Below are 24728 nucleotides of genomic sequence, written 5' to 3'. Positions count from 1 at the left end.
AATCCCAGCATTGGACGCCGCATGGAAAGCTGGGATTATCATCCCAGCCTAGTTACTTGCATCCAGTGGAGCAAACCCCATGTGGCGTAGCGTCCTGACCGGATTGGTCCTGATCACTGGAGTGGCCCTCGTGCATGCTGACACCCCCCAACAAGCTGCAACGCCTGACGCGTATCAGCAAAGCATAGAAAAATGGCGCGCCGAACGTGTCGCACGGCTGACTGCGGCGGACGGCTGGCTCAGCCTCATCGGCTTGGAATGGTTGCAAGAAGGCGCGAACAAGCTTGGCAGCGCCGCCGATAACGACATCATTCTGCAGGCCGGTCCGACGCATCTGGGCGTTATCACGCTGGACTCAAGCGGGCAGGCCAGCATTAAGCTCGCTCCGGGCAGTGGCGCGACAATCGACGGCAAGCCGCTGCAGGAAGCTGCCCTGATCGATGACATGCACGTCAAAGGCGACGCTGCACCCACCAAAGTGGCCTTCGGTACGGCGAGTTTCTATGTGATCGATCGCGAGGGCCGCAAGGCGCTGCGCGTGAAGGATGCCGAAGCCGCGACACGCAAGCATTTCCTCGGCATCGACTATTTTCCGATCGATCGGTCCTGGCACATCGTGGCCGACTGGGTATCGTTCGATCCACCGCATGACCTCCAGATCGGTTCCGTGATCGGTACCATCGATACCGTCAAGGTGCCGGGCAAGGCCGTATTTACTCGTGACGGCCGCACTTACGAGCTGCTGCCGTACCAGGAAGAGCCCGGTGGCGAGCTGTTTTTCGTGCTCGCCGACCGTACCTCCGGGCATGAGACCTACGGTGCAGCACGGTTCCTTTACGCAGCCCTGCCGCAAAACGGCAAGGTGGTGCTGGATTTCAACCAGGCTTACAACCCGCCTTGCTCGTTCACGCCGTTCGCGACCTGTCCGCTGGCTCCGCCGGAGAATCGGCTGGACCTGCGCATCACCGCCGGGGAAAAGAAGTACCGCGGCGCGCATTAGTAGGCTGGGATGACAATCCCAGCATCGCGCGGTTTACATTCACGGCAATGCTGGGTTTGGCAACCTAAGCCTACGCAGTTCCGGTTTTATTTCCCCTGGAACACGGCCTTGCGCTTTTCAAGGAACGCAGTCGTACCTTCCTTCATGTCTTGCGTGGCGAACATCAATGCGAAGGCCTGGGTCTCGAACTCCAGCCCTTGATCCAATGATGTCTCGCCGCCCTGCAACACTGTATCGAGAATGCTCGCCGCTGCCACCGGTGCAGCCGCCGCCAGCTGGTCGGCCAGCGTGTTGACCGTTTCATCCAGCGCTTCCGGCGCCACGACGCGGTTCACGACACCCAGTTCGTAGGCGCGCTGCGCCGTGATGGTGCTGCCGGTGAGGCATAGTTCAAGTGCCGCGCCGCGTCCGGCCAGGCGCAACAGGCGCTGAGTGCCGCCGAATCCGGGAATCAGGCCCAGGTTGATCTCGGGCTGGCCGAACTTGGCTTTCTCGCTGGCGATGCGCAGGTGGCAGCACATGGCCAGTTCCATGCCCCCGCCCAGGGCGAAGCCCTGGATGCGCGCGATCACCGGCTTGCCGAGCCGCTCGATGCCGCTCATCAGGCGCTGGCCGGTGCGCGAAAAGCTCTGCGCCTGCATCGACGTGTAGCCGTTCATCTCGCTGATGTCCGCCCCGGCCACGAACGCCTTGTCGCCGGCTCCTGCCAGGACGATGGATCGTACGGCATCGTCCTGTGCGGCCTGGTTGAAGGCCAAGGTCAGCTCGTTCAAGGTTTCGCGATTGAGCGCATTGAGCTTGTCCGGGCGGTTGACAGTGATGGTGCGCACGGCACCACGATTGCCGATCTCAAGGTTGCGGTAGGCCACGTTGGACTCCGAAGCAAAGATAAAGCACCGATTTTAGCAGTGGGAACCTTTGCCGGTTCCGGCTTTCTCAATGCCAGTTCGATATCTCTGCTTGCCGCCCGCTATATCCCGCCTGGGGATGTTGAGCAGTCTCCCCGCCGCGCTGAACGTTCGGCAGGCCGTATCGAGCCACAGGACTGCCTACGATGATGGCTTTGGCCGTATGCTTAGAGCCCGCCCCATGTCTCCAAGTCGTACCCATCAGTTCTGTTTGCCCCTACGGCGGCCGCTCAAGGATGCCAGCCGCACGGAGGTGTTGGGCGGTTTTGCAGCCTGGAGAAAAGAATGATCCCTGCGCGTTGCTTGCTTCCGGTTCTACTGTTGCTTGCCGCATGCACGGCGCAGGCGCAGGGAACGAACGCGTCCGGTGCTTCGCAACCGAAACCCCCGGTGGTGAAGCTCGATAAGCACAAGCTGTCCTACGCCATCGGCTACCGTATCGGCACGCAGTTCTCCGATGGTGATTTCCCGATCGACATGGGTGTGCTGCAAAAAGCCATCGAGGACGCCTACGCCAAACGTCCGCCTGCCGTTTCCAAACAGGACATGTACAACCAGCTGGTCGGCCTGGGCGAACGCATGCATGAGCAGGCCATGGCCGAATTCAATCGGATCGCCACCGAAAATGCCAAGAAGAGCACCGAGTACCTGACGCACAACGCAACGCTGTCCGGTGTGGTGCAGCTCCCGTCGGGCATCCAGTATTCGGTGATCAAGAAGGGTGACGGCACGGTCAGCCCGAGTACCGACAACCAGGTTACCGTCAACTACCGCGGCATGCTGATCGACGGTACCGAATTCGATAGTACCTGGGCACACGGCAAGCCGGTGACTTTCACCGTGGACAAGGTGATCCGAGGCTGGCAGTACGTGATCCCGCACATGCACGTGGGCGACCGCTGGAAGGTCGTCATTCCTCCCGCACTGGCCTACGGCGAGCAGGGCGCGCTGCCGCGCATCGGCCCGAACCAGGCGCTGGTGTTCGACATTGAACTACTCGACATCAAGCCGCCGAATCCGCAGGCGCCGGGCCCCTGACGCCGGGACGACGGGTGCGCTAGCATGGCGAGCTCATGCCGAATCCTTCTCCGCTTCCCCTCCCAGCCATTCTGAGCCCGTGCGTTGGCATCTGCCGGCTGGATGCGCGTGGTCTTTGCGAAGGCTGCTACCGTACTGGTGATGAAATCGCCCGCTGGCGCAGCATGAGCGAGACCGAACGTTCACACTACATGGACGTGGTGCTGCCCGCGCGCGAGTCCGTATGATCGAGGACCTGCAGCGCGCCTTGCGTCCGCTGTCGCAGCCACCGGCGCCGCCAGGCTGGAATCATGCCGCGATGACCGAGCTGATCGGCGAGATCGAACGCAGGCCAGCTGCCGTGTTGATTGGGTTGCGCGACGGATGCCTGGTGCTCACGGTGCGCACGGATCATCTGAGTTCGCATGCGGGGCAGGTAGCGTTTCCCGGTGGCAGTGCCGATCCGACCGACGCCGATGCTCTGACCACGGCGTTACGTGAAAGCGAAGAGGAAATCGGCCTGGAACGTGCCCGGGTGACGCCGCTGGGTTACCTGGACTGCTTCGAAACCATCAGCGGCTTCTGCATCACGCCGGTGGTTGCGCACATCGCCAGCGAAGCGCGGTTTCGGCCGGCGCCGGCCGAAGTGGCCGAGGTGTTCGAGGTGCCGCTCAAGTTTTTCCTGAAGCCGGCGAACCTGAAGCGCTACACCATGGACTACCGCGGCCATCGGCGCGAGATGGTGGAATTCCACTACGAAGGCCATCGCATCTGGGGCGCCACCGCGGCGATCTTGCTGAATCTTGTGCAAAGGATGGAACAGCCATGAAAAGCACCTTGATTGCGGCCGAACAGCTCGCGGCGCTGTCCCCACAAGGCGTGTTGATCGTCGATTGCCGGCATGAACTGACCGATCCGGCCAAGGGCGAGCGTGACTACCGCGCCGAACATATTCCCGGTGCGGTGTTCGCGGACCTTGATCACGATTTGTCCGATCTCAGCCGCGTGCAGCTTGGCCTGGGGCGACATCCGCTGCCGTCCGAAGCCGCGTTTTCGGCGTTCCTCTCGCGCCTGGGCTGGCGCCCGGGACTACAGGTGGTGTGCTACGACGCCAGCACTGGTGCGTTGGCTGCCGTGCGTTTCTGGTGGCTGCTACGGTTGTGCGGCGTGCGCGAAGCGGCGGTACTCGATGGTGGCTACGCGGCATGGAAGACGGCGAACCTGCCGGTAACGCAGGAGATTCCGCAGCGGCAGCCGACCCAGGTCAGCGTGCATTTCCAGCATGACCAGGTGATTCTCGATCATGCCGTGATCGCAGGCATGCATGATGAACTGCTGATCGATGCGCGCGCCACGCCGCGTTATCGCGGTGAGGTGGAGCCGATCGATCGCGTCGCAGGCCATGTGCCGGGCGCGGCGAATCGTCCGTTCACCGACAATCTGCAGGCGGATGGGCGCTTCAAATCGCCGACCGAATTGCGCAAGGAATTTCAGTCGGTGGTCGGTAATCATGCAACGGAGCAAGTGGTGCATATGTGCGGCTCCGGCGTTACTGCCTGTCACAACCTGCTGGCGATGGAGCACGCAGGGCTTGCCGGCTCGCGCTTGTATGCCCCTTCGTGGAGCGGCTGGATCAGTGACGAATCGCGCCCGATTGCAACCGGAGACGCGTAATCTTCTCCCTCCCCTGCCGTAGCAGGGGAGGGAGTGCCTTGTCATTTGGCTTTGTTCTTTAGCCTCTCGACCAACGCTTGCAGCGTGGCTTGCGTCTGCGGATGGAAGGTTGCATCCACGAACGTGTCGATCGGCAAGGCATCCACGTCGGCAAAAGCGGTCATCAGATCCGCCCGTGCGATCCGGCGCGTTCCCAGCATCGCGTGCGCGGGCAGGGCCAGCGTTTCGCTGAGCCAGTGCAGGGCACGCGTGGAAACCTCATCCACGGACGTAAGTTCGTCGACAAAGCCGAACGCCAGCGCCTGTTCCGAATCGATCAATGCCCCGGAGACCAGCAGGCGCTCCGCCCGGTACGCGCCCACCACGCGGCGCAACGCCATCTGGATGCAGTCGGGCGCAATCAGGCCCACCTGCACTTCGTTCAGGCCGATGCGGTAAGGGCCTTGCGCCATCACACGGTAATCGCAGAACAGTGACAGCACCGCGCCGCCGGCGGGGCTATGGCCGGTGATGGCGGCAACGACTGGTATCGGCAGGTGCGCAAGCGCGGCACAAGTGACGAAGAACTCGCGCCAGAATTCATGCACGCCACTGCGGTCGCGCGTCAGCAGCTCCGGCACATCCACGCCGGCCGAGAACATGCCCTGGGTGCCGGACAAAACGACGCCGCGTGTGCCATCGCCTACCGCTTCCGCCAAGGCTTGCTGCAAGCTACGCAGCAGATCCAGATTCAGTGCATTGACCGGTGGGCGCGTCATCTGGATCTCGGTGACGGCATCGTGCTTGATGAGGTTGAGCATGGATAGGGGCCCCTGTGGTCAGGATTGCGGCTGATCGTCAGCCGTCCAGGTGTAGCGTACGCCATAGTCGAGTACGGCCTTGCCGTTGGCCGGTACGTCGACCTTGAATTCCAGAGTATCGGTGGTCTGCTGGCTGGGCTTCACCGTGGACGAGGTCAGCGTCCACTGCCGCCAGCGATTCGGATGCTCGCGTACCGTTATCGTGCGCGCATAGTCGCCAGCGTTGGTCAGCGTGATGCGGAACGCTTCGTCCAGGGTGCGGCCGGCCTTGTCCACGTGGAAGCTGCTGCGATCGCGCTTGCCGCGCAGGTCGAAAGCGGTGCCCAGGGTGATCGTGGCATCCGTTCCTTTGGGGGTGTCATTGATGCGCCCTTCGCCAATGAATTGCGGCCCGCCGGTGCGACCAGCTGCAAGCACGCGCAGATAGCCGGCGGGCAGGCTGTCGAAAGCGCTGAAGCGTAGTGTGCTGGTGATGCTGGTGTTGCTGTCGGAGTTGAAGCCGTCGTTGAGCATCGGCTGCGGCGGCATCCAGTTGCCACCATTTTCATACAGTGAGGTGCGTTCACAATCGACCGTGCGCGGGGCATATAGCAGCACCTGGCTGACGCTGCCGTCGGGCAGGTCGACCGCTGCGGGCAGGGTATAGCTGCGGTAATCGCCTACGGACGATTGCTCGGGCAACGCGTTAGCGGCCCTGGGAGCAGCGTTTGCGTACACCATCATCGGACGAGGTGCGGCAGATTTGGCGAAATTCGGCTCGCCGGCGATCAGGGTGAGGTTGCTGTCGCGCCAGTCGCGACCGCTGCGGTTGGCAATGCTGGCGCGTGATTCGAATTGCATGCTGCAGACATTGCCATACCGCAGCGTGGCCACATAGCTGGCACGCCAGCCGATGCCGGAAGTGGGATAGCTCAGGACGGCGTCGGCCTGCCCACTGCGCGAAGCATCCACGCGCAGGCGCAGGCTGGAGCCGGTCGGGAAATTGCCGTCCACGGTAGTTACCGCGGCGTATTGGCGAATCAGCGTTGTACCGTTGCCGCTGCGTACGACCAGCCCATCCGGCCCTGCGCGCAGCAACGAGCCGCTGGCCAGCGGCTGACCGTTATCGCCGAGCACGCTGATGTTGCTGCCGGTAAGGCCGGTGAGTGCGGCGTTCGGGCCCTGGCCAATCAACAGACGTTGCGAAACGACGTTGGCCGAGACGTTGGGAAAGCCCAGCGCCAACGCTTCGGCATCCAGGTGATTGGGCAGGTCACCCAGCACCAGATCATGCACACCCGATTGCAACTCCAAATGGCGCCCCTCGCGGACTACGGCGTAGCCCTCGTTGCTGTCGGTTTCGCCGCTGCTGGCATACAAAGAGGGGCTGTCGCTGCGATACAAGGTGATGGATGCGCCATCGGCAGCCCATACCGATGAAGTGCCGCAAAGCGTGGCGAGGCTGAAGGCCAATACAGTTCGATGCCTGATCGTCATGGTGCACTCCCTTAGCGGATGATGCGGCCGATCATAGCGGGGGAAGACCGTGGCGCATGTGCTCCCGCGGAGGGTGCTTCAGCTTTTGCTAGGGGATCCCCTTTTGCGTCGTCATTCCCGCGAAAGCGGGAATCCATGTTGCTCTGATACAAAAAGCTGAAGATGGATTCCCGCTTTCGCGGGAATGACGGCCATCAGCGGCGCATGCTGGGATTGTCATCCCAGCCTACGCGGCCTGGGACGCGGCTTCCCTGAGCGCCTGCGGCAACGGCACGGATTTCCCGGTCGCCGGATCCATCCACACCATCACCACGTGGCCATCGCAGTAAAGCTTGTTGTGATCGGCGGCGTCGACAATGCGATGCCCGACCGTCATGGAGCTGTTGCCCAGCCGTGTACAGTACAACTGCACGTGCACCTCGCCAGGCCATTCGATCGGCAGGCGGTAGTTGAGTTCGCTGGCGGCCATCACCGGCATCGCGTGCTCGTCGGACCATGGGCCGGGGAGGCGCTGCAGCCATTGCACGCGCGCCTCTTCCAGATAGGTGAGGTAGGTTGAATTGTTGACGTGGTTGAACGCGTCCAGATCACGCCAGCGCACGCTGATCGGCGCGGTGTACAGCAGGGGCGATTGCGCTGCGGGGGTATCGGGTGCCGTTGTCATAGGGCTACTTTGCGTTTGGGTTTGGGCTTGTCGTTCTCGATCTTCGCGCGCGCGGCCTTTGCCGGCTTGAGGTGGGTGGCGAGGAAGCGTCCGGTGTGCGAGCCCGGCGTGGCGGCCACGGCTTCCGGCGTGCCGGTGACCAGGATGCGCCCGCCGCCGGCGCCGCCTTCCGGTCCCAGGTCCACGATCCAGTCGGCGGTCTTGATCACGTCGAGATTGTGCTCGATCACCACCACCGTGTTGCCCTGTTCGACCAGCTGATGCAACACGTCCAGCAACTGCTCGATGTCATGGAAATGCAGGCCTGTGGTGGGCTCGTCGAGGATGTACAGCGTGCGACCCGTATCGCGCTTGGACAATTCCTTGGACAGTTTCACGCGTTGCGCCTCGCCGCCGGACAGGGTGGTCGCACTCTGGCCCAGCTTGATGTAGTCCAGGCCCACTGCGCGCAGCGTATCCAGCTTGCGTGCAATCACCGGCACGTTCTCGAACAGCTTGGCGGCGTCTTCCACCGTCATGTCGAGCACGTCGGCAATCGTGTGGCCCTTGTAGAGAATTTCCAGCGTTTCGCGGTTGTATCGCTTGCCGTGGCAGACGTCGCAAGGTACGTACACGTCCGGCAGGAAGTGCATTTCCACCTTGATCATGCCGTCGCCTTCGCAGGCCTCGCAGCGGCCGCCGCGCACGTTGAAACTGAAGCGGCCAGCGGTGTAGCCACGTGAACGCGCTTCGGGCACCTGCGCAAACAGCTCGCGCAGAGGGGTGAATAGGCCGGTATAGGTGGCGGGATTCGAACGCGGTGTGCGACCGATCGGCGACTGGTCTATATCCACTACCTTGTCGAACAGTTCCAGCCCCTCCACTGACTTGTACGCCGCAGGCTGGACGCTTGAGCCGTTCAATTCCGCGGCCGCGAGCGCGAACAGCGTGTCATTGATCAGAGTGGACTTGCCGGAACCCGATACGCCGGTGACGCAAGTGAACAGGCCCGCGGGAATCGCCAGGTCCACGCTTTTAAGATTGTTGCCGCTGGCCCCGCGCAAATGCAGCCAGGATTCCTTGTCGAGCTGCTCGCGGCGATCTTCGGGCACCTTGATCTCGCGCTTGCCGGACAGGTATTGGCCGGTGACCGAACGCGGCGAGGCGAGGATGTCCTTCAGCGTGCCTTGCGCGACTATTTCGCCGCCGTGCACACCGGCGCCGGGGCCGATGTCGAGCACATGATCGGCGGCACGGATCGCATCCTCGTCATGTTCCACCACGATCACCGTGTTGCCCAGGTCGCGTAGCCGGGTAAGCGTGCCGAGCAGGCGCTCGTTGTCGCGCTGATGCAGGCCGATCGAAGGTTCATCCAGCACGTACATCACGCCGACCAAGCCGGCACCGATCTGCGAGGCCAGGCGAATGCGCTGTGCCTCGCCGCCGGACAGTGAATCAGCTTGGCGGTCGAGCGTGAGGTAGTTCAGACCTACGTCGTTGAGGAAGCTCAGGCGTTCGCGGATTTCCTTCACGATCTTCACCGCGATCTCGCCACGCCAGCCGCTGAGCGTGAGCGTTTCGAAGAAGGCGAGTGAGTCGTCGATGGAGCGCGAGGTAAGCGAGGGCAATGACTGATCGACCACGAACACGTTGCGCGCCGAACGGTTCAGACGCTGCCCCTCGCATTCACGGCAAGGCTGGTCGCTGATGTACTTGGCCAGTTCTTCGCGCACCGCTGCCGATTCGGTTTCCTTGTAGCGGCGCTCCAGGTTCGGCAGGATGCCTTCGAAGGCATGCTCGCGCGTGACCTTGCCGCCACGCTCGGTGAGGTACTTGAAGGTGATTTTTTCCTTGCCGCTGCCGTACAGCACGGCTTGCTGCACGGGCTTGGACAGTTTCTGCCAGGGCGTGTCCACGTCGAACCCGTAGTGCTTGGACAGCGACAGAATCAACTGGAAGTAATGCGCGTTGCGCCGGTCCCAGCCGCGGATCGCACCGTTGGAGAGCGACATATCCGGGTGATGCACCACCCGCTCAGGTGAAAACACCTGGGTCACGCCCAGGCCGTCGCAAGAGGGGCAGGCGCCCACCGGCGAGTTGAAGGAGAACAGGCGAGGTTCCAGTTCCGGCAGCGAGTAGTCGCACACCGGGCAGGAGTAGCGGGAAGAGTACAGCTGTTCGCTCGCCTTGGCGTCGTCCATGTCGACCACGATGGCCAGACCGTCGCCCAGTCGCAGCGCAGTCTCGAACGATTCGGCCAGGCGCTGCTTGAGGTCTTCGCGCGGACGGAAGCGGTCGATCACCGCCTCGATGGTGTGCTTCTGGCGCAGGGTGAGCGGTGGCACAGCATCCAGGTCGTACACGGCGCCATCCACGCGTGCACGCACGAAGCCCTGGGCGCGCAGTTGCTCGAACACTTGTACGTGCTCGCCCTTGCGCTCGCGGATCACCGGTGCCAGCAGCATGAAGCGCTTTTCCGGGTTCAGCGCCAGGGTAGTGTCGACCATCTGGCTTACCGTCTGCGCCTCCAGCGGAATGCCGTGGTCCGGGCAGCGCGGCGTGCCCACGCGCGCGTACAGCAGGCGCAGGTAGTCGTACACCTCGGTGATGGTGCCCACGGTGGAGCGCGGGTTGTGCGAGGTGGATTTCTGCTCGATCGAGATGGCCGGCGACAGGCCCTCTATGTGGTCCACGTCCGGCTTTTCCATCATCGAGAGGAATTGGCGGGCATAGGCCGACAGCGATTCGACATAGCGCCGCTGGCCCTCGGCATAGATGGTGTCGAAGGCCAGCGAGGATTTGCCCGAACCGGACAGGCCGGTGATCACGATCAGCCGATCACGGGGTAGGTCCAGGTCGATGTTCTTGAGGTTGTGCGTGCGCGCGCCGCGAATGCGTATGGTATCCATCACGCTGACTATTTTGGGTGACCTCGCACTATAACAAGTGCTTGTGTCAGGGCCGCAGGGCGTGAACGAAAACCTGCTGACAACGTTGTGTCAGCAGGCCGGGCGTGCGTCCGTCTAGGCAGCAGTCAGGCAGGCGACTTATGCTCTCAAAGGTGAACGCCGGTGGTGAGCGGAGGACCTATGAAGGGCAAGCGGTGGATGATCCTGGGGGCATGTGCAGCGCTGGCGTCTGGCCCGGCCCTGGCGTCGCAGCCTAGCGAGGCGCAGGTCCGGGAACTGATGCAGGTCATGAACGTGTCCGGCCAGTTCGCCGCCATGAACGGCCAGATGGCCGAGATGATGGGCCAGCAGCTCCCGTGCGTGCCGGTCGACTACTGGAAGGGCTACATCGACAAGGCCGGGACCGAACAGCTGGTTACGGCGATGATCCCGGCCTACCAGCACCATTTCAGCGCCGATGAAGTGGCGGGCCTGATCAAATTCTATAAATCTCCGTTGGGACAGAAGCTGGTTGCCCAGATGCCGGCCACCCTGGCCGAGGCGGCCCAGAGCGGCCAGCAATGGAGCCGTCAGCGCACCGCGGACATGTTTGCCGAGCTGCAGAAGCAAGGGAAACTGGGGGCGGACGGGCGCTGCCCGGCGACCGGCGGCGGCAAGGACCCGGCTGGTCAGTGATTGACCAGTCAACGCCCGCATCGCTATAATCCCCAGTTCGGTGCGCCTGTAAGGGCTGCATCGAACCCAAGAGAATAACGACACAAGGGCCAATCCCATGAGTTATGCAGTCATCAAGACCGGCGGCAAGCAATACCGCGTCCAGCAGGGCGATGTCCTGCGCGTGGAGCTTCTGAGCGCCGAAGAAGGCGCCAGCGTGAAGTTCGACCAGGTGCTGTTGGTCGGCGCCGGTGAGACCATCACCGTCGGCGCTCCGACCGTGGCCGGCGCCACCGTCACCGCCACCGTGCGCAAGCATGGCCGCGCCGACAAGGTCCGCATCGTCAAGTTCCGCCGCCGCAAGCATTACAAGCGCCAGCAGGGACATCGTCAGCATTTTACCGAAGTCGAGATCACGGGCATCAACGCCTGATCCGCCAATCTGGAGTAATCAGTCATGGCACATAAGAAAGGCGTAGGTTCATCCCGCAACGGTCGCGATTCGAACCCGAAATACCTCGGCGTGAAGATTTACGGTGGCCAGGCCATCGAGGCCGGCAACATCATCGTCCGCCAGCGCGGCACCAAGTTTCATGCCGGCACCGGCGTGGGCCTGGGCCGTGACCACACTCTCTACGCGCTGGTTGACGGCGTGGTCGAGTTCAAGACCCGCGGCGAGAACAACCGCAAGTTCGTCAATGTAGTCAAGGCCTGATCGAAGCCTTTGCACTGCAACGAAGGCCCCGCCCCGGCGGGGCTTTTGTTTTATCAGTCTTATCCGGGTCCTGGCCGGCTCTGCCTCGGCCTCATGCCGGCCTATGCCGGAATGACGGTATGGCAAGATCGCCTTTCCGCCAGGATCCCTCATCTACGGTCTCAAGCTCATGAAATTCGTCGACGAAGCGATCATCAAAGTCCACGCCGGGGACGGCGGCAACGGCTGCATCAGCTTTCGCCGCGAAAAATTCATCCCGTTCGGGGGGCCCGACGGCGGTGACGGCGGCTCGGGCGGCTCGGTCTGGCTGGTGGCCGATGAAGGCCTCAACACGCTGATCGATTTTCGTCACCAGCGCAGCTTCAAGGCGCAGCGCGGCGAGAACGGCATGGGCAGCGACATGTACGGCAAGGGCGGCGGGGACAACAGCATCCGCGTCCCGGTCGGCACGGTCGTCACCAACCTCGACACCGACGAAATCATCGGTGACCTCACCGCGCACGGTCAGCGCCTGCTGGTGGCGCAGGGCGGCAAGGGCGGCCTGGGCAATATCCACTTCAAGAGTTCGGTGAACCGCGCGCCACGTAAATCCACCCCCGGCACGCCTGGCGAGGTGCGCGAGCTGAAGCTGGAGCTGAAGCTGCTGGCCGACGTGGGCCTGCTTGGCTTCCCCAACGCCGGCAAATCCACCTTCATCCGCGCCGTTTCCGCCGCCACCCCGCGGGTGGCCGACTACCCGTTCACCACCTTGCATCCCAACCTGGGTGTGGTCAGCCTTGGAACCGACCAGAGCTTCGTGATTGCCGACATCCCCGGCCTGATCGAAGGTGCCGCGGAAGGAGCGGGCCTGGGCATCCAGTTCCTGCGCCACGTGGCACGTACGCGCCTGCTGCTGCACATCGTGGACATCGCGCCAATCGATGGCTCCGACGTAGCCGAGCAGGTGCACGCCATCGAGCACGAACTGGAGAAGTTCGACCCGCAACTCCTGCAGCGCCCGCGCTGGCTGGTCTTGAACAAGGCTGACGTGCTGCCGGAGGACGAGCGCCAGGGCGTGGCTGAGGCCGTCGTCGAGCGCCTGGGCTGGACCCAGCCCTGGTTCCTGGTCTCGGCCATTGCGCGCGAGAACACCATGAGCGTGTGCCAGCAGGTCCAGCGCTTCTTCGAAGCACAGCATGAAGCGCGCGAAGGGCGTACCGACATGTTGCCAGGAGATGTGCGCTTGCGCGGGGAGTCCTGAGCTTAAGCGATGAAACTCCAGGCCCGTATCGCCACCTACCGACGCCTGCGCGATGAGCCGCTCTGGCGCCTGCTTGCCGCCGATCACGCGCCGGAAATCATTGGCCTGCTGCAAACCTTGTTGATGGATGGCGAGCGCAAGCTCGGCGCCTCCGTCCTGTTCGAGCGCTTGCAGCACCAGCTCGATGCCATCAATGCATCCGATTTGCCGCGCGAATTGCCGCGTACTGCCCAGGCTTACATCGCCGACTGGCTGGCCAAAGGCTTTTTGGAGCGACGCCTGCCCGAGGGCGCGAGCGAAGAGGAATACGAACTCTCAGCCCTGGCCGCGCAGGCGATCCGTTTCGTAAGCACACTGGATACGCCGCGCAACGTCGCTACCGAGAGCCGCCTGTCGCTGGTGATCCAGCAGCTCGTCCGTCTGGCCGAGCAGACCGAGACCGATCCGACCGCACGCCTGCAGGCCCTGTACGCCGAACGCGATCGGCTGGATGCCGAGATCGCTCGGATCGGCACCGGCAAGGTCGCCGCGCTGGACGGCAAGCGCGCCTTGGAGCGGACACGTGAGGTGATTCAGCTTGCCGACGAGCTGGCCGAAGACTTTCGCCGCGTGCGCGATGACTTCGAGCGCCTGAACCGCGAATTCCGCGAGCGTATCATCGATGACGAAGGCGAGCGCGGCGAGGTGCTCGATCGCCTGTTCGAAGGCGTGGACGTCATCGCCGAGAGCGAAGCTGGCCGCAGCTTCCATGCCTTCTGGAGCCTGCTCAACGACATGGAGCAAAGCGCTCAGCTGGATGCGGCGTTGGAAAACGTGCTGTCGCGCAACTTCACCAAGAAACTGCAACGGCACGAACGCCAGTTCCTGCGCGGCTTCACCGGTGTGATGATGGAGCGCGGTGGTCACGTGCACGACGTGCTGCAACAGTTCGCACGCAGCCTGCGCGGCTTTGTGCAGAGCCGCGGCTACCTGGAGCAGCGCCGCTTGAACCAATTGCTGAAACAGGCGCAAGCCGAAGCGCTCCAATTGCGCGACTCAGTCAGCGCGCACCAGCGCACTCCGTACACGCTGCAGCTCACCACCAGCCGCCTGCGTTCGCTCTCGCAGTGGCGGCTACATGATCCGCGCAACGCCCAGGTGGACGGCAGCATCGTGCGCAGCGAAGGCGCGGCTATTTCGCTGGACAGCGTGAGCGAGCTGGTGTCGCAATCGGAAATCGATTTCCGCAGCCTGCGCCGCGACCTGCACGAGCTGCTTGCCGAGCACGATCAGCTTTCCATTGCCCAGGTACTGGAACGCAAGCCGGCCGAGCAGGGGTTGGGCAGCGTGGTGGGCTATCTCTCGCTGGCCACGCGCCATGGCGTGATCGGCGACGAACAGGAAGCCGTGCGCTGGAAGGGCGGCGACGGCCACTGGCGCCAGGCGCGCATTCCGCTGGTGTGGTTTCTGAAAGAGAAACGCAATGAATTTGCTTGAAGACGAAACACTTTCCATCGCTCCTGCGCCCAAGCCTTCACGCGATGGCGCCCTGTTCGAAGGCGACTCCGGCAGTTTGCCGCTGGATGCGCGCCGCGCGCTGTGCCAGCTGCTGAGCGGGCCCAGTATCGACCAAGGGCGGCACCATCAACTGTGGCCGGCCGTATTGCGCTACGAAGCGCAGCTGCGTTCGCATCTGAACGACCTGTTCCTGGAACTGGTGCTCGACCGGGAAGGCGGCGTGGCCTTCACGCGCCAGGCCGACACCGGAGAGCTGGAAACGCCGGTGCTGCTGCGTTCCTCGCCGCTCACCTTCATCGATTCGGTGCTGCTGCTGCACCTGCGCCAGCAGCTGGCCGAGGCCGATGCGCAAGGGCGTCGCGCGGTGGTGGAGGAAAGCGTGCTGCTGGATGCCTTGTCGGTGTACGAAAAGAATCTTTCCACCGACCGTGCCGGCTTCAACAGGCGCGTTGCTGGCTCCATCGCCAAGATGAAGGACAACCACGTGCTGGAAAAGCTGCGCGGCAGCGAAGATCGCTACGAAGTGTCGCCCGCGCTGAAGCTGCTGTTCTCGGCTGAGGACGTGCAGAACCTGGCGCAGATCTACCGCCAGCTGCGCGAGGCGGACGAAGCCATGGAGGAGGCAGCGGATGAACGCTAAGGCCAAGACCACGCGCAAGCAACCCAAGCGCGACACGACACCCACGCTGTTCCTCTCCGACTTGCCCGACCCGCGCGACGAGCAGTTCCGCATGCGGCGCCTGCAGGTGTTCAACTGGGGCACCTTCAGCGGCCTGGTCGAGGTGCCGATCGCCGAGCGCGGCTTTCTGTTCGTGGGCCGTTCCGGCTCGGGCAAATCCACTTTGCTCGACGCCATGTCGGCCTTGCTGGTGCCACCGAACCTGGTGGACTTCAACGCCGCCGCGCGCGAGGCCGAACGCAGCGGCCGCGATCGCAGCCTGGTTTCGTACGTACGCGGTGCGTGGGCGGATCAGCACGATGGCGAATCCGGTGAAATCGCCACGCAGTACCTGCGCAAAGGCAGCACCTGGTCTGCGTTGGTGCTGGAATACCGCAATGCGGTGGGGGAAACGGTCAGCCTGATTCGCCTGTTCTGGGTCGCCGGCAACGGTTCCACCGCGGCGGACGTGAAGAAGCACTACATGGTGTGCGAGCGCGCCTTCGACGTGGCCAGCGAGCTCAAGGGCTTCGATCTGGACCTGCGCAAGCTCAAGACGCGCCTCGGCGAAGACGTGCACCACTTCGATACCTTCACCGGCTACGCCGAACGCTTTCGCCGTTTGCTCGGCATCCAGAACGAAATGGCGCTGAAGCTGCTGCACAAGACGCAGTCGGCCAAGAACCTGGGCGATCTGAATTCGTTCCTGCGCGGCTTCATGCTGGATGAGCCGGAAACTTTCGGTGCAGCGAGCCGGTTGGTGACAGACTTCGGTGAGCTGGATGCCGCCCACAAGGCGGTGGTGATTGCACGCGAGCAGGTCGATACGCTGGTGCCAGCGCGTATCGCGCACGAAGACCTCATCACGCTGCGACGCGAAACCAGCACCCTGCGTGAACTGCATCTTTGCGTGGATACCTGGCGCGAGCAACGCCGCCTCGTGCTGCTGGACGAAAAGCTGGCCGAACTGAACGTGCGCGACGTGGCGCTGGAAGGCGAAATCGCGCAACGCCGGCAAATCGTGGAAAACCACGACCGCCGCCTGCTCGATCTGGAACGCCAGCGCCGCGAGCAGGGTGGCGACCTGATCGACCAGCTCGAACGCGAGCATGAGCAGGTCGCACGCGAACGCGACGAGCGCATGAAGCGCCGTGACAAGGCTGAGCGCGCCTGCAAGGCGCTCGACTGGACTGTGCCGTCCACTGCGCAAGGTTTTGCCGAGCTGGTAGGGCGTTCGCGCGAACTGCTGGACGGCGCGCGCGATCGTGCGGCCGGCCTGGAAGAACGCATGGATGCGCTCAAGCGCGAACGCGACCTGGCCAGCCAGCGCTTTGGCGGCGTGCGCGCCGAGATCGAGGCACTGAAACGCAATCCATCCAATATACCCGCGCCGGTCCAGGCCATGCGTGCACGCCTGTGCAGCGAGCTGGGCTGGTCGGAGAACACGCTGCCCTTCGTGGGCGAGCTGTTGCAGGTGAAAGCCGAACACGCCGCATGGCGAGGGGCCGTCGAGCGCGTGCTGCACGGTTTCGCCTTGTCGCTGCTGGTGGACGAGCGCCACTATGCGGAGGTTTCCAGCTGGGTCAACAAGACTCACTTGGGCGGCAAGCTGGTGTATTACCGCGTAGGGCGCGCCGATGGGCTTGGTAACCGTACGCCGGAGTCGCGCTCGCTGGTGCATCGGCTGGAGGTTCGCGATCATGCACATCGCGATTGGCTCACCAACGAGCTGACGCGGCGCTTCGACTACGCTTGCGTGGATACGCCGGCTGCCTTGCGTAATGCCGATCGTGCCATCACCCGCGAGGGCCTGGTGAAGCATGGCGGCGACCGGCATGAAAAGGATGATCGCCGTGCGGTGGATGACCGCCGCAATTGGGTGCTCGGCTTCGACAACCGCGACAAGCTCGCCGTGTTCGAGCGCGAAGGGCAGGAGCTGGCCCAGGCGATCGCGCAAGCCGCCGCCGAGCTGGACCAGTTGAAGGCCGAGCGCGATACAGACGGTGACCGCCGCCTGGCCGCTTCGCAGCTCGCCAACCTGGAATGGGAAGAGATCGACGTGGCGCCCAAGCTGCGCCGCCTGGGCGATATCGAAACCCAGCTGCAGCAATTGCGCGCGGGCGATGCCACGCTGCAGGAGATCATGCGCCAGCTCGATACCGAACGCATTGCGCGAGGGCGTGCGGCCGGCAACCTGGAAGACGCTTCCGCCGAGCGCCTCTCGCTGGAAAAAGAGCGCAACGGCGTAACCCGGCAACGTGAATCCTGCCTGCCGCTGGCCCACGCGATGACGCTGTCGCCTGTGCAGGCCAATGCGCTGGCGATGCGTTTGCCGCAGCATCCGCCGTTGCTGCTGGACAATCTCGAACGCCAGATCAACCAAGTCAAGGACGGCTTGAACGTGGCCTTGGCCGAGCAGGCGCAGAAGGACAATGCCTTGGTGCAAACGGCCGAAGAATGCTTCCGCAGCTTCTGCCGCAAGTGGCCACAGGACAGCGCCGACTTCACGCCCAACATGGATTCGGCGGAAGGTTTTCTCTCTCGTCTGCGCCGGCTGGAACTGGACGGCCTACCCAAGCATGAGGCGCGTTTCTTCGAACTGCTGCAAAGCCAGAGCAAGCAGAACCTGCTGGTGCTGCAGAAACACATGACCGAGGCGCGCAAGTCGATCGGCCAGCGCATGGAGGAGGTGAACGAAAGCCTGGAGCGCGTGCCGTTCAACCGCGGCACCCTGCTGCAGATCGACCTCACCGACCGCAATTTGCCGGAAGTGCGCGACTTCCAGCTGCAATTGCGCGAGGTGCTTTCCCACCACCAGACCGAGGATCGCGATCGCGCCGAGGCGCAGTTCGCCGTGTTGCGCCAGGTGGTGGCCAAGCTGGCTGCCGACGATGCCGAACACAAGCGCTGGCGTGAACAGGTGCTGGACGTGCGCCAGCATGTGGAATTCGTGGGCGTGGAGAAGGATGCCAACACGCAGGCTACGGTAGAGGTGTACCGCAGCGGTGCTGGCAAATCCGGCGGCCAGCGCCAGAAGCTGGCTACGACCTGTCTTGCCGCAGCGTTGCGCTACCAGCTCGGCGGTGATGACGGACATTTGCCGCGTTATGCGCCGGTGGTGCTCGACGAAGCCTTCGACAAGGCCGACAACGAATTCACCGCGCTGGCGATGAACATCTTCGAGAACTTCGGCTTCCAGATGGTGGTGGCCACGCCGCTGAAGTCGGTGATGACGCTGGAGCCATTCATCGGTGGCGCGTGCTTCGTCGATATTACCGGCCGTCACGATTCAGGCGTGCTGCTGATCGAATACGACGAAGGCAACAAGCGGTTGGCCTTGCCCGAGAAGGTGCGCCAGGCCGATGCGGACGCCTGAGGAGCTGCGAAGGCGTCTGTTGTCACGCTGGCACAACCAGCGGCGCCATTGGCTGCAGGGACAGGGCGAATGGCCGCTGGCCTTGAGCATTGACCCGCCTACCGAAGCGAAGGTGCTGGCGGACTGGGCGCATTTCGATGGCTGGCTTGCGCAATGGCGGGACGTATCGCGCGGCGGAGAGGGGGTGGTGCGCTATGAAGCGCGTACCTGGTCGCGCGTGGGCGAGCAGCGGATCCCTTGCGCCTGGCAGTTTGCTGCGCCGGCAGCCGTAGCTGGGACATTGAGGCAGCTGGCACGCTGGTCCGTGGCGAAGCAACGTTTCGATGCCCTGGCGGCGTGGCAGGCCGATGCCGCTTGGCAAGCGGAATTGTCGCGCCATTTCGACCTGCTGGCCGATCTGGACGACACTGATTTCGGGTGTCTGTGTCGCGTAGTCGAGTGGCTGTGGCAGCATCCGGCATCGGGTCTATATCCGCGGCAGCTCGGGATTTCCGGCATCGACAGCAAGTGGATCGAATCGCGTCGCGGGGTGGTGTCGGCGTGGGTAGGTGCGTTGCAGGGCTGTGGATCGTCCGGCGATTTTCACTCGGTGACGGGCTTGCGTGCCGCGCCTGACCGCTTGCGCATGCGCTTGCTCGATCCGGCGTTGCGTGCAGCGTTGGCCGGCCTGGCTGACATCGAAGCGCCGGTTGATGAGTTGGTCGAGCTGGCCTTGCCTGTGCGGCAGGTGCTGATCGTGGAAAATCTCGTCACCGGTCTTGCCTGCGAAGAGCTGCCCGGCACGCTGGTGTTCATGCAGCGTGGCTATGCGGTGGATGCATTGGCGCGCTTGCCGTGGGTGGCATCTTTGCCGGTGTTTTACTGGGGCGATATCGATACGCACGGTTTCGCGATACTGAGCCGATTGCGCATGCATTTGCCGCAGGCGCAGTCGTTGCTGATGGATGAAACGACACTGCTGGAATTCAAGCAGTTGTGGGGCAGGGAAGAGAAACCGCATGCGGCAACAGCGTTTTCGCATCTCACCGACGCAGAGCAGGACTTGTATCGCGCCTTGCGCGAAGGCGAGTACAAGCAAGTGCGCCTGGAGCAGGAGCGCATTGCGTGGGATTTTGCCTGGCGACGCATAGTGAGTAACCTCGCCCCGTGACGGTGTAGGCTGGGATGACAATCCCAGCATCGCGTGGGTTACACGCATGGCCATGCTGGGTTTTTCAACCCAGCCTACGATTGTGATCCCAGCCTACCGATGCCTGGTCAGGTGCATCTCCTGTTCAATTCGCCAGGATTTGCCGCCATCGTGCGAGATTTCGCCCTTCCAGTAGAGCGAATCCGGCTTGATGTCGTTGAAGGACCAGCGCAGTAGCGATCCATCCACATCATTCCCACGCAGAACGATCCGGTTACCCTCGGCGCCGCCGGCAAGCGCGATGACGGCGTTGCGCGCAGGCGCGAAGAAATAGACACGCCATTGCCGGGTCTGCGTGTCGTAAAACCGCAGCGTGGTGCCGCCATCGCGCTCGGCCGATTGCCCGGCCGCAAAGAAGTCGATGACGTCCTGCAAGATCCGGCCATCGATGACCCACCCGAAAGACCAAATGCCGCGCGAGTTCGTGTGCGCGCCGTCGGAGGCATGCCGCTCGCAGGTGAGGTCCCAGGTGCCGACCAGTCGACCGAACACGCTGGCCTGAGCTCCTAGCGAGGCGTGGGGACCTTCGGCGCGCAAGGCTTCGATCATGCTGGAACTCATGCTGCTCATGGGGCGGGAGTCGGCCATGGCCCAGGCCAGAAGGAGCACGCCGATCGATGCAAGCTTGGGGAGCACGGCAGAGCTCCAAGAGGCTTCGATGCAGCTACTTTACGCAGCGCGCGGAAGGAATCCCATTGACGAATTCGCCCCATAGCGGTAGGAAGCCGCCATGCCTGCCGTGCTGCCCCGAGTGGTGTCGATCGCTTACCGTGGCCTCAGCCTGTTCGAGGCCGGCATCGCAGCGGAAGTATTCGGCTTGAGGCGCCCAGGTTGCGCCCTCCGTTTACCGCAGAGAGTTTCGTGGCGACCAGCGACAGGGATCATGACCTGTGAAGCATGCGGGCATTGCGTCAATCCGTCATGATGCGATGTCCTCCTGCCGGAGCTATTCATGACCGATCGCCGCGACTTCCTCAAAGCCAGCCTGCTGGCCAGTTCCGTCTTGGCGCTGCCACGCATCTCGCGCGCCACCACCACGGTGGCCGGCTCTGTCCCCGGCAAGGTGGGCGCACGCGTCGTTTCCACCTGGGATTTCGGTGTGCCGGCCAACCAGGCGGCGTGGGCCTTGCTCGGCAAGGGCGGCAAGCCGCTGGATGCGGTGGAGCAGGGCGTAATGGTGCCGGAGTCGGATCTCAACAATCATAGTGTGGGGCGTGCGGGCTATCCGGATCGCGACGGCCACGTTTCGCTGGATGCCAGCATCATGGATGGCGACGGCCGCTGTGGTGCCGTAGCGGCATTGGAACATATCGGCCATCCGATCAACGTGGCGCGCAAGGTGATGGAGAACACACAGCACGTCCTGCTGGTCGGTGACGGAGCGCTGGAATTCGCCTTGCAGCAGGGCTTCAAGAAAGAAGACCTGCTCACGCCGGCATCCGAAAAGGCCTGGCACGAATGGCTGAAGCAGGCCAAGTACAAGCCGGTGGCCAACAGCGAGAACATCGACTACCACCGCAGCGTGCAGAACCTGGGTCTACCAGGCGGCAAGCACAATCACGACACCATCGGCATGCTGGCCGTAGATGCGAACGGACGCCTTGCCGGCGCCTGCACCACCAGCGGCATGGCGTGGAAGCTGCGCGGCCGCGTGGGCGATAGTCCGATCATCGGCGCCGGTTTGTACGTCGACAACGAAGTGGGTGGCGCCACCTCGACCGGTGTCGGCGAGGAAGTGATTCGCAATGCCGGCAGCTTCCTGGTGGTGGAACTGATGCGCCAGGGGCGCAGCCCGCAGGAGGCTTGCGAAGAGGCCGTGCGGCGCATCGTGAAGAAGCGACCGGATGCCGCGAAGGAGTTGCAGGTAGGTTTTCTCGCCCTGCGGCGTGACGGCGAATGCGGTGCCTACGCGATCCAGAAAGGCTTCACCTATGCGGTGTGCGATGCGCAGCAGCAGGATCGCCTGCTCGCCTCGCCCAGTGTTTACCAGACCACGTACAGCTAATGAGCAGACAACCCTTGCTTGAAATTGCCGCCGGTTCGCTGGCATCCGCCCTGGCCGCGCAGGAAGGCGGTGCCGACCGCGTCGAACTTTGCAGCAGCCTGGCCGAAGGCGGCATCACCCCGTCCTACGGAATGCTGGTTGCCGTGCGCGAGCGTGTGCGCATTCCGGTGTATGTGCTGGTGCGGCCGCGGGCCGGCGATTTTCTGTATGACGATGCCGAGTTCGAGATGATGCGGCGGGACATCGAAACCTGCGCCGGGCTGGGATTCGATGGAGTGGTGATCGGTGCGCTCGATGCAGACGGAAAGGTCGATCCGCGCTGCCGTGAATTGATCGGGGCTGCCGGCAAGCTGGGCGTGACTTTCCATCGTGCGATCGATGCAAGCGTGGATCTGAACCGGTCATTGGAGGACATCATCGCGCTGGGTTGCGAGCGCGTGCTCACGTCGGGCGGATGCGCCAATGCACTGGCCGGTGCTCAGGTGCTGGCCGGCCTGGTGAGGCAGGCAGGAGAACGGATCAGGATCATGGCCGGGGCGGGCATACGCTCTGGCAATCTGGCCGAAGTGGCGCGGTTGACCGGAGCCCATGAGTTTCATGGCTCGGCGCGTACGGTGCTGAAATCCTCGATGCGCTATCTCAATCCGGCGTTGAAGGATCTGGCGCCGGATATCGAGCAGAGCAGCGTGGAAGAGGTGCGGGCGATGAAGGCTCAGCTAGCCGGCATCGGCTCCCTCCCCTACGTGTAGTAGGGGAGGCGGCTGCATTTCGGAGCACAAAAAAGCCGGCGTTTCCGCCGGCCTTTTGTACCAACCCTTACGCGAGCTCAGCCTTAGGCCAGCTCATGAATCTTCGCGTTCAGGCGGCTCTTGTGGCGAGCGGCCTTGTTCTTGTGGATCAGGCCGCGGGCGGCGTAGCGATCCATCACCGGCTGGGCAGCCGCGAAGGCTTCCACGGCGGCAGCCTTGTCCTTCGCTTCGATCGCTTTGACGACCTTGCGCAGGGCGGAACGGACCATGGAACGGGCGCTGACGTTGCGCAGGCGGCGCTGCTCGGACTGGCGCGCGCGCTTCTTCGCGGACTTGATGTTGGCCAAGGTAGAACTCCGGAATGAATACTGGGGCTGGAAAAAGGCGGCAATTATGACGGTAATTTGCCGGCAGGTCAAGCGCTTAAGCCGGGCCGCCAGCATCTGTGTGGCGGCTGGGCGCCGCGGCGCGTTTTCGTCGCCCCCATACTACTGCCAAACTACACGCCGTTCTGGCCCTGACCGACCTCAACCTCAGCATGAAATCCCCCAGCATGTTACGCGGGCTGCTTTCCTTCAGCAGCATGACCATGGTTTCGCGCGTGCTCGGGCTGCTCAGGGATATCTCGATCAGCCATGTGTTCGGCGCCAACGTGGCCACCGATGCGTTCTGGGTGGCGTTCCGTATTCCCAACTTCATGCGCCGCATGTTCGCGGAAGGCGCCTTCTCCACCGCCTTCGTACCGGTGTTCACCGAGGTGAAGGAGACCGGTACCCATGCCGAGCTGAGGGAGCTGATGTCGCGTGTGGCCGGGACGCTGGGTGGCGTGCTGCTGGTGGTTGCGGCGCTGTGTGTGTTGTTCGCGCCGCAGGTGGCATTGTTGTTCACGCCGGGGGCGGTGGAAGAGCCGCACAAGTTCACCCTCACCGTGGAGTTGCTGCGGCTCACGTTTCCCTTCCTGCTGTTCGTCTCGCTGACCGCGCTGGCGGGAGGGGCGCTCAACAGCTTCCACCGTTTCGGCCTGCCGGCGCTGACGCCGGTGATCCTCAATCTGTGCATGATCGCCGGCGCGTGGTGGCTGTCGAAGCGTTTGCAGACGCCGATCCTGGCGCTGGGCTGGGCGGTGCTCGCCGCGGGAATTGCGCAGGTGCTGTTTCAACTTCCGGCCTTGCGCAGGCTCGATTTGCTGGCCTGGCCGCATTGGGGCTGGAGCCACCCGCAGGTACAACGGATCATGCGCCAGATGGTGCCAACGCTGTTTGGCTCCTCCGTCTCGCAGATCAACCTGTTGTTCGACACGGTGATCGCCTCGCTGTTGATTTCCGGCTCGCAGACCTGGCTGTCGCAGGCTGACCGTTTTCTGGAATTGCCGCTGGGGGTGTTCGGCGTGGCGCTGGGCACGGTGATCCTACCTTCGCTGTCGCGCCATCACGTGGCGACCGACACGGAAGGTTTTTCCAAAGCGCTGGACTGGGGCTTGCGCACCACTTTGCTGATTGCCGTGCCGGCCATGTTCGGCCTGATGCTGCTGGCACAACCGCTGGTCGCCACGCTGTTCCAGAACGGCCAGTTCCGGCCGTTCGATACGCGCATGGCCACGCTGTCGGTTACTGCGCTGAGCTTTGGCGTGCCGGCGTACGCGCTGGTGAAAGTACTGCTGCCGTCATTTTATGCGCGCAAGGATACGCGTACACCGGTCCGTGCCGGGGTGGCGTCGTTGCTGTCGAATATGCTGCTCAACGGCGTGTTTCTGATGATGTTGTATGCGTCTTGGGCACCACCTGAACTGCGGGCCGGGCCATTGCTGGATGGTTTGTCCAGGGTGCCCGGACTACATCTGGCGCTGGGCATGGCCAGTGCAGTGGCCAGTTACATCAACCTGTGGTTGCTGTGGCGTTGGCTGCAGCGGGCGGACATCTATCAGCAGCAGCCGGGATGGGGGCGCCATCTGACCCGGCTGGCGCTGGCCTGCGCAGCGATGGTTGCGCTTTTGCTGTTGGGACGTTGGTATTGGCCCGACTGGACGCTGCTGTCAGTGGCAGGACGCGTGTGGCGTCTGGCCTTGCTGGTCGGTGCGGGTGGGGGCACCTACGTCGTGGTGCTGTTCGCTACCGGCTTCCGCTTGCGCGATCTCCATCACCAGTGACGTAGGTTGGGGTGCAACCCCAATATCGCGATGTGCTGGCATGGCAATGCTGGGGTTTGCACCCCAGCCTAC

21 protein-coding genes and 1 pseudogene are annotated in these 24728 nt (G+C 63.4%); 15 read left to right on the top strand and 7 right to left on the bottom strand.

What is annotated here, in order from left to right; all coding sequences use genetic code 11:
• Positions 1 to 79 precede the first annotated feature (79 nt).
• Positions 80 to 1000 (top strand): DUF1684 domain-containing protein, encoded by a 921-nt coding sequence (locus EKH80_RS01270; RefSeq protein WP_126682909.1) that lies wholly within the window; start codon positions 80 to 82, stop codon positions 998 to 1000.
• A gap of 86 nt (positions 1001 to 1086) precedes the next feature.
• Here EKH80_RS01270 and EKH80_RS01265 read toward each other — a convergent pair whose 3' ends face one another.
• Complete coding sequence (locus EKH80_RS01265) at positions 1087 to 1869, bottom strand: enoyl-CoA hydratase/isomerase family protein (protein ID WP_126682908.1); 783 nt, start codon at positions 1867 to 1869, stop codon at positions 1087 to 1089.
• Between the two features lie 324 nt (positions 1870 to 2193).
• Between EKH80_RS01265 and bamJ the strand changes: the two genes are divergently transcribed.
• The 3 genes and pseudogenes from bamJ (at position 2194) to EKH80_RS01245 (ending at position 4599) form a co-directional block, all read left to right on the top strand.
• Entirely contained in the window at positions 2194 to 2946 is a 753-nt protein-coding gene (gene bamJ, locus EKH80_RS01260) for a BamJ family beta-barrel-assembly machinery protein (RefSeq protein WP_126682907.1), read from the top strand.
• Positions 2947 to 2981: 35 nt separating this feature from the next.
• Positions 2982 to 3754 (top strand): annotated as a pseudogene (locus EKH80_RS01250) (CoA pyrophosphatase).
• Positions 3751 to 4599, top strand: coding sequence for a sulfurtransferase (locus EKH80_RS01245; RefSeq protein ID WP_126682904.1), 849 nt, complete (start codon positions 3751 to 3753; stop codon positions 4597 to 4599). Before EKH80_RS01250 ends, EKH80_RS01245 begins: the two are co-directional and overlap by 4 nt.
• 41 nt (positions 4600 to 4640) lie before the next feature.
• On the opposite strand, the gene EKH80_RS01240 is transcribed toward EKH80_RS01245, so the two are convergent.
• From EKH80_RS01240 to uvrA, 4 genes are all read right to left on the bottom strand, one after another.
• Positions 4641 to 5399 carry an enoyl-CoA hydratase/isomerase family protein gene (locus EKH80_RS01240; RefSeq protein WP_126682903.1) on the bottom strand — a complete coding sequence of 253 codons (759 nt, stop codon included), beginning with the start codon at positions 5397 to 5399 and terminating at the stop codon, positions 4641 to 4643.
• A gap of 18 nt (positions 5400 to 5417) precedes the next feature.
• Complete coding sequence (locus EKH80_RS01235; RefSeq protein WP_126682902.1) at positions 5418 to 6875, bottom strand: DUF4139 domain-containing protein; 1458 nt, start codon at positions 6873 to 6875, stop codon at positions 5418 to 5420.
• A 226-nt stretch (positions 6876 to 7101) separates the two neighbouring features.
• The gene (locus EKH80_RS01230) at positions 7102 to 7539 is read right to left on the bottom strand and encodes an acyl-CoA thioesterase (RefSeq protein ID WP_126682901.1); all 438 of its coding nucleotides are present in this window, start codon (positions 7537 to 7539) and stop codon (positions 7102 to 7104) included.
• Positions 7536 to 10427 (bottom strand): excinuclease ABC subunit UvrA, encoded by a 2892-nt coding sequence (gene uvrA, locus EKH80_RS01225; RefSeq protein ID WP_126683192.1) that lies wholly within the window; start codon positions 10425 to 10427, stop codon positions 7536 to 7538. Before uvrA ends, EKH80_RS01230 begins: the two co-directional genes overlap by 4 nt.
• Before the next feature lie 180 nt (positions 10428 to 10607).
• Between uvrA and EKH80_RS01220 the strand changes: the two genes are divergently transcribed.
• The 8 genes from EKH80_RS01220 (at position 10608) to EKH80_RS01185 (ending at position 19717) form a co-directional block, all read left to right on the top strand.
• Positions 10608 to 11102, top strand: coding sequence for a DUF2059 domain-containing protein (locus EKH80_RS01220; RefSeq protein ID WP_126682900.1), 495 nt, complete (start codon positions 10608 to 10610; stop codon positions 11100 to 11102).
• 97 nt (positions 11103 to 11199) lie between these two features.
• Positions 11200 to 11514 (top strand): 50S ribosomal protein L21, encoded by a 315-nt coding sequence (gene rplU, locus EKH80_RS01215; protein ID WP_126682899.1) that lies wholly within the window; start codon positions 11200 to 11202, stop codon positions 11512 to 11514.
• A gap of 24 nt (positions 11515 to 11538) precedes the next feature.
• Positions 11539 to 11796, top strand: a complete 258-nt coding sequence (gene rpmA / locus EKH80_RS01210) for a 50S ribosomal protein L27 (protein ID WP_126682898.1) — start codon at positions 11539 to 11541, stop codon at positions 11794 to 11796.
• Between the two features lie 169 nt (positions 11797 to 11965).
• Entirely contained in the window at positions 11966 to 13036 is a 1071-nt protein-coding gene (gene cgtA / locus EKH80_RS01205; RefSeq protein WP_126682897.1) for an Obg family GTPase CgtA, read from the top strand.
• Between the two features lie 9 nt (positions 13037 to 13045).
• Positions 13046 to 14512, top strand: coding sequence for a DUF3375 domain-containing protein (locus tag EKH80_RS01200; RefSeq protein WP_126682896.1), 1467 nt, complete (start codon positions 13046 to 13048; stop codon positions 14510 to 14512).
• Positions 14499 to 15173, top strand: a complete 675-nt coding sequence (locus EKH80_RS01195; RefSeq protein ID WP_126682895.1) for a DUF4194 domain-containing protein — start codon at positions 14499 to 14501, stop codon at positions 15171 to 15173. The genes EKH80_RS01200 and EKH80_RS01195 overlap by 14 nt, the downstream gene beginning before the upstream one ends.
• Positions 15163 to 18567 carry an ATP-binding protein gene (locus EKH80_RS01190; RefSeq protein WP_126682894.1) on the top strand — a complete coding sequence of 1135 codons (3405 nt, stop codon included), beginning with the start codon at positions 15163 to 15165 and terminating at the stop codon, positions 18565 to 18567. The genes EKH80_RS01195 and EKH80_RS01190 overlap by 11 nt, the downstream gene beginning before the upstream one ends.
• 19 nt (positions 18568 to 18586) lie before the next feature.
• On the top strand, positions 18587 to 19717 hold the full coding sequence (locus EKH80_RS01185; protein WP_158628707.1) for a Wadjet anti-phage system protein JetD domain-containing protein: 1131 nt from the start codon (positions 18587 to 18589) through the stop codon (positions 19715 to 19717).
• Between the two features lie 93 nt (positions 19718 to 19810).
• On the opposite strand, the gene EKH80_RS01180 is transcribed toward EKH80_RS01185, so the two are convergent.
• On the bottom strand, positions 19811 to 20392 hold the full coding sequence (locus tag EKH80_RS01180; RefSeq protein WP_126682892.1) for a hypothetical protein: 582 nt from the start codon (positions 20390 to 20392) through the stop codon (positions 19811 to 19813).
• A 316-nt stretch (positions 20393 to 20708) separates the two neighbouring features.
• Between EKH80_RS01180 and EKH80_RS01175 the strand changes: the two genes are divergently transcribed.
• Complete coding sequence (locus EKH80_RS01175) at positions 20709 to 21761, top strand: glycosylasparaginase (protein WP_126682891.1); 1053 nt, start codon at positions 20709 to 20711, stop codon at positions 21759 to 21761.
• Positions 21761 to 22510, top strand: a complete 750-nt coding sequence (locus EKH80_RS01170) for a copper homeostasis protein CutC (RefSeq protein WP_126682890.1) — start codon at positions 21761 to 21763, stop codon at positions 22508 to 22510. Before EKH80_RS01175 ends, EKH80_RS01170 begins: the two co-directional genes overlap by 1 nt.
• A gap of 83 nt (positions 22511 to 22593) precedes the next feature.
• On the opposite strand, the gene rpsT is transcribed toward EKH80_RS01170, so the two are convergent.
• The gene (rpsT, locus tag EKH80_RS01165; protein ID WP_126682889.1) at positions 22594 to 22857 is read right to left on the bottom strand and encodes a 30S ribosomal protein S20; all 264 of its coding nucleotides are present in this window, start codon (positions 22855 to 22857) and stop codon (positions 22594 to 22596) included.
• Between the two features lie 191 nt (positions 22858 to 23048).
• Between rpsT and murJ the strand changes: the two genes are divergently transcribed.
• Positions 23049 to 24656, top strand: coding sequence for a murein biosynthesis integral membrane protein MurJ (gene murJ / locus EKH80_RS01160; RefSeq protein ID WP_126682888.1), 1608 nt, complete (start codon positions 23049 to 23051; stop codon positions 24654 to 24656).
• Positions 24657 to 24728: the final 72 nt, after the last annotated feature.

Source organism: Dyella choica (assembly GCF_003977665.1).
In the GTDB taxonomy this organism is placed as follows: domain Bacteria; phylum Pseudomonadota; class Gammaproteobacteria; order Xanthomonadales; family Rhodanobacteraceae; genus Dyella_B; species Dyella_B choica.
Note: the sequence above shows the minus strand (reverse complement) of the source record. Positions and strands in the feature narration are given on the sequence as shown.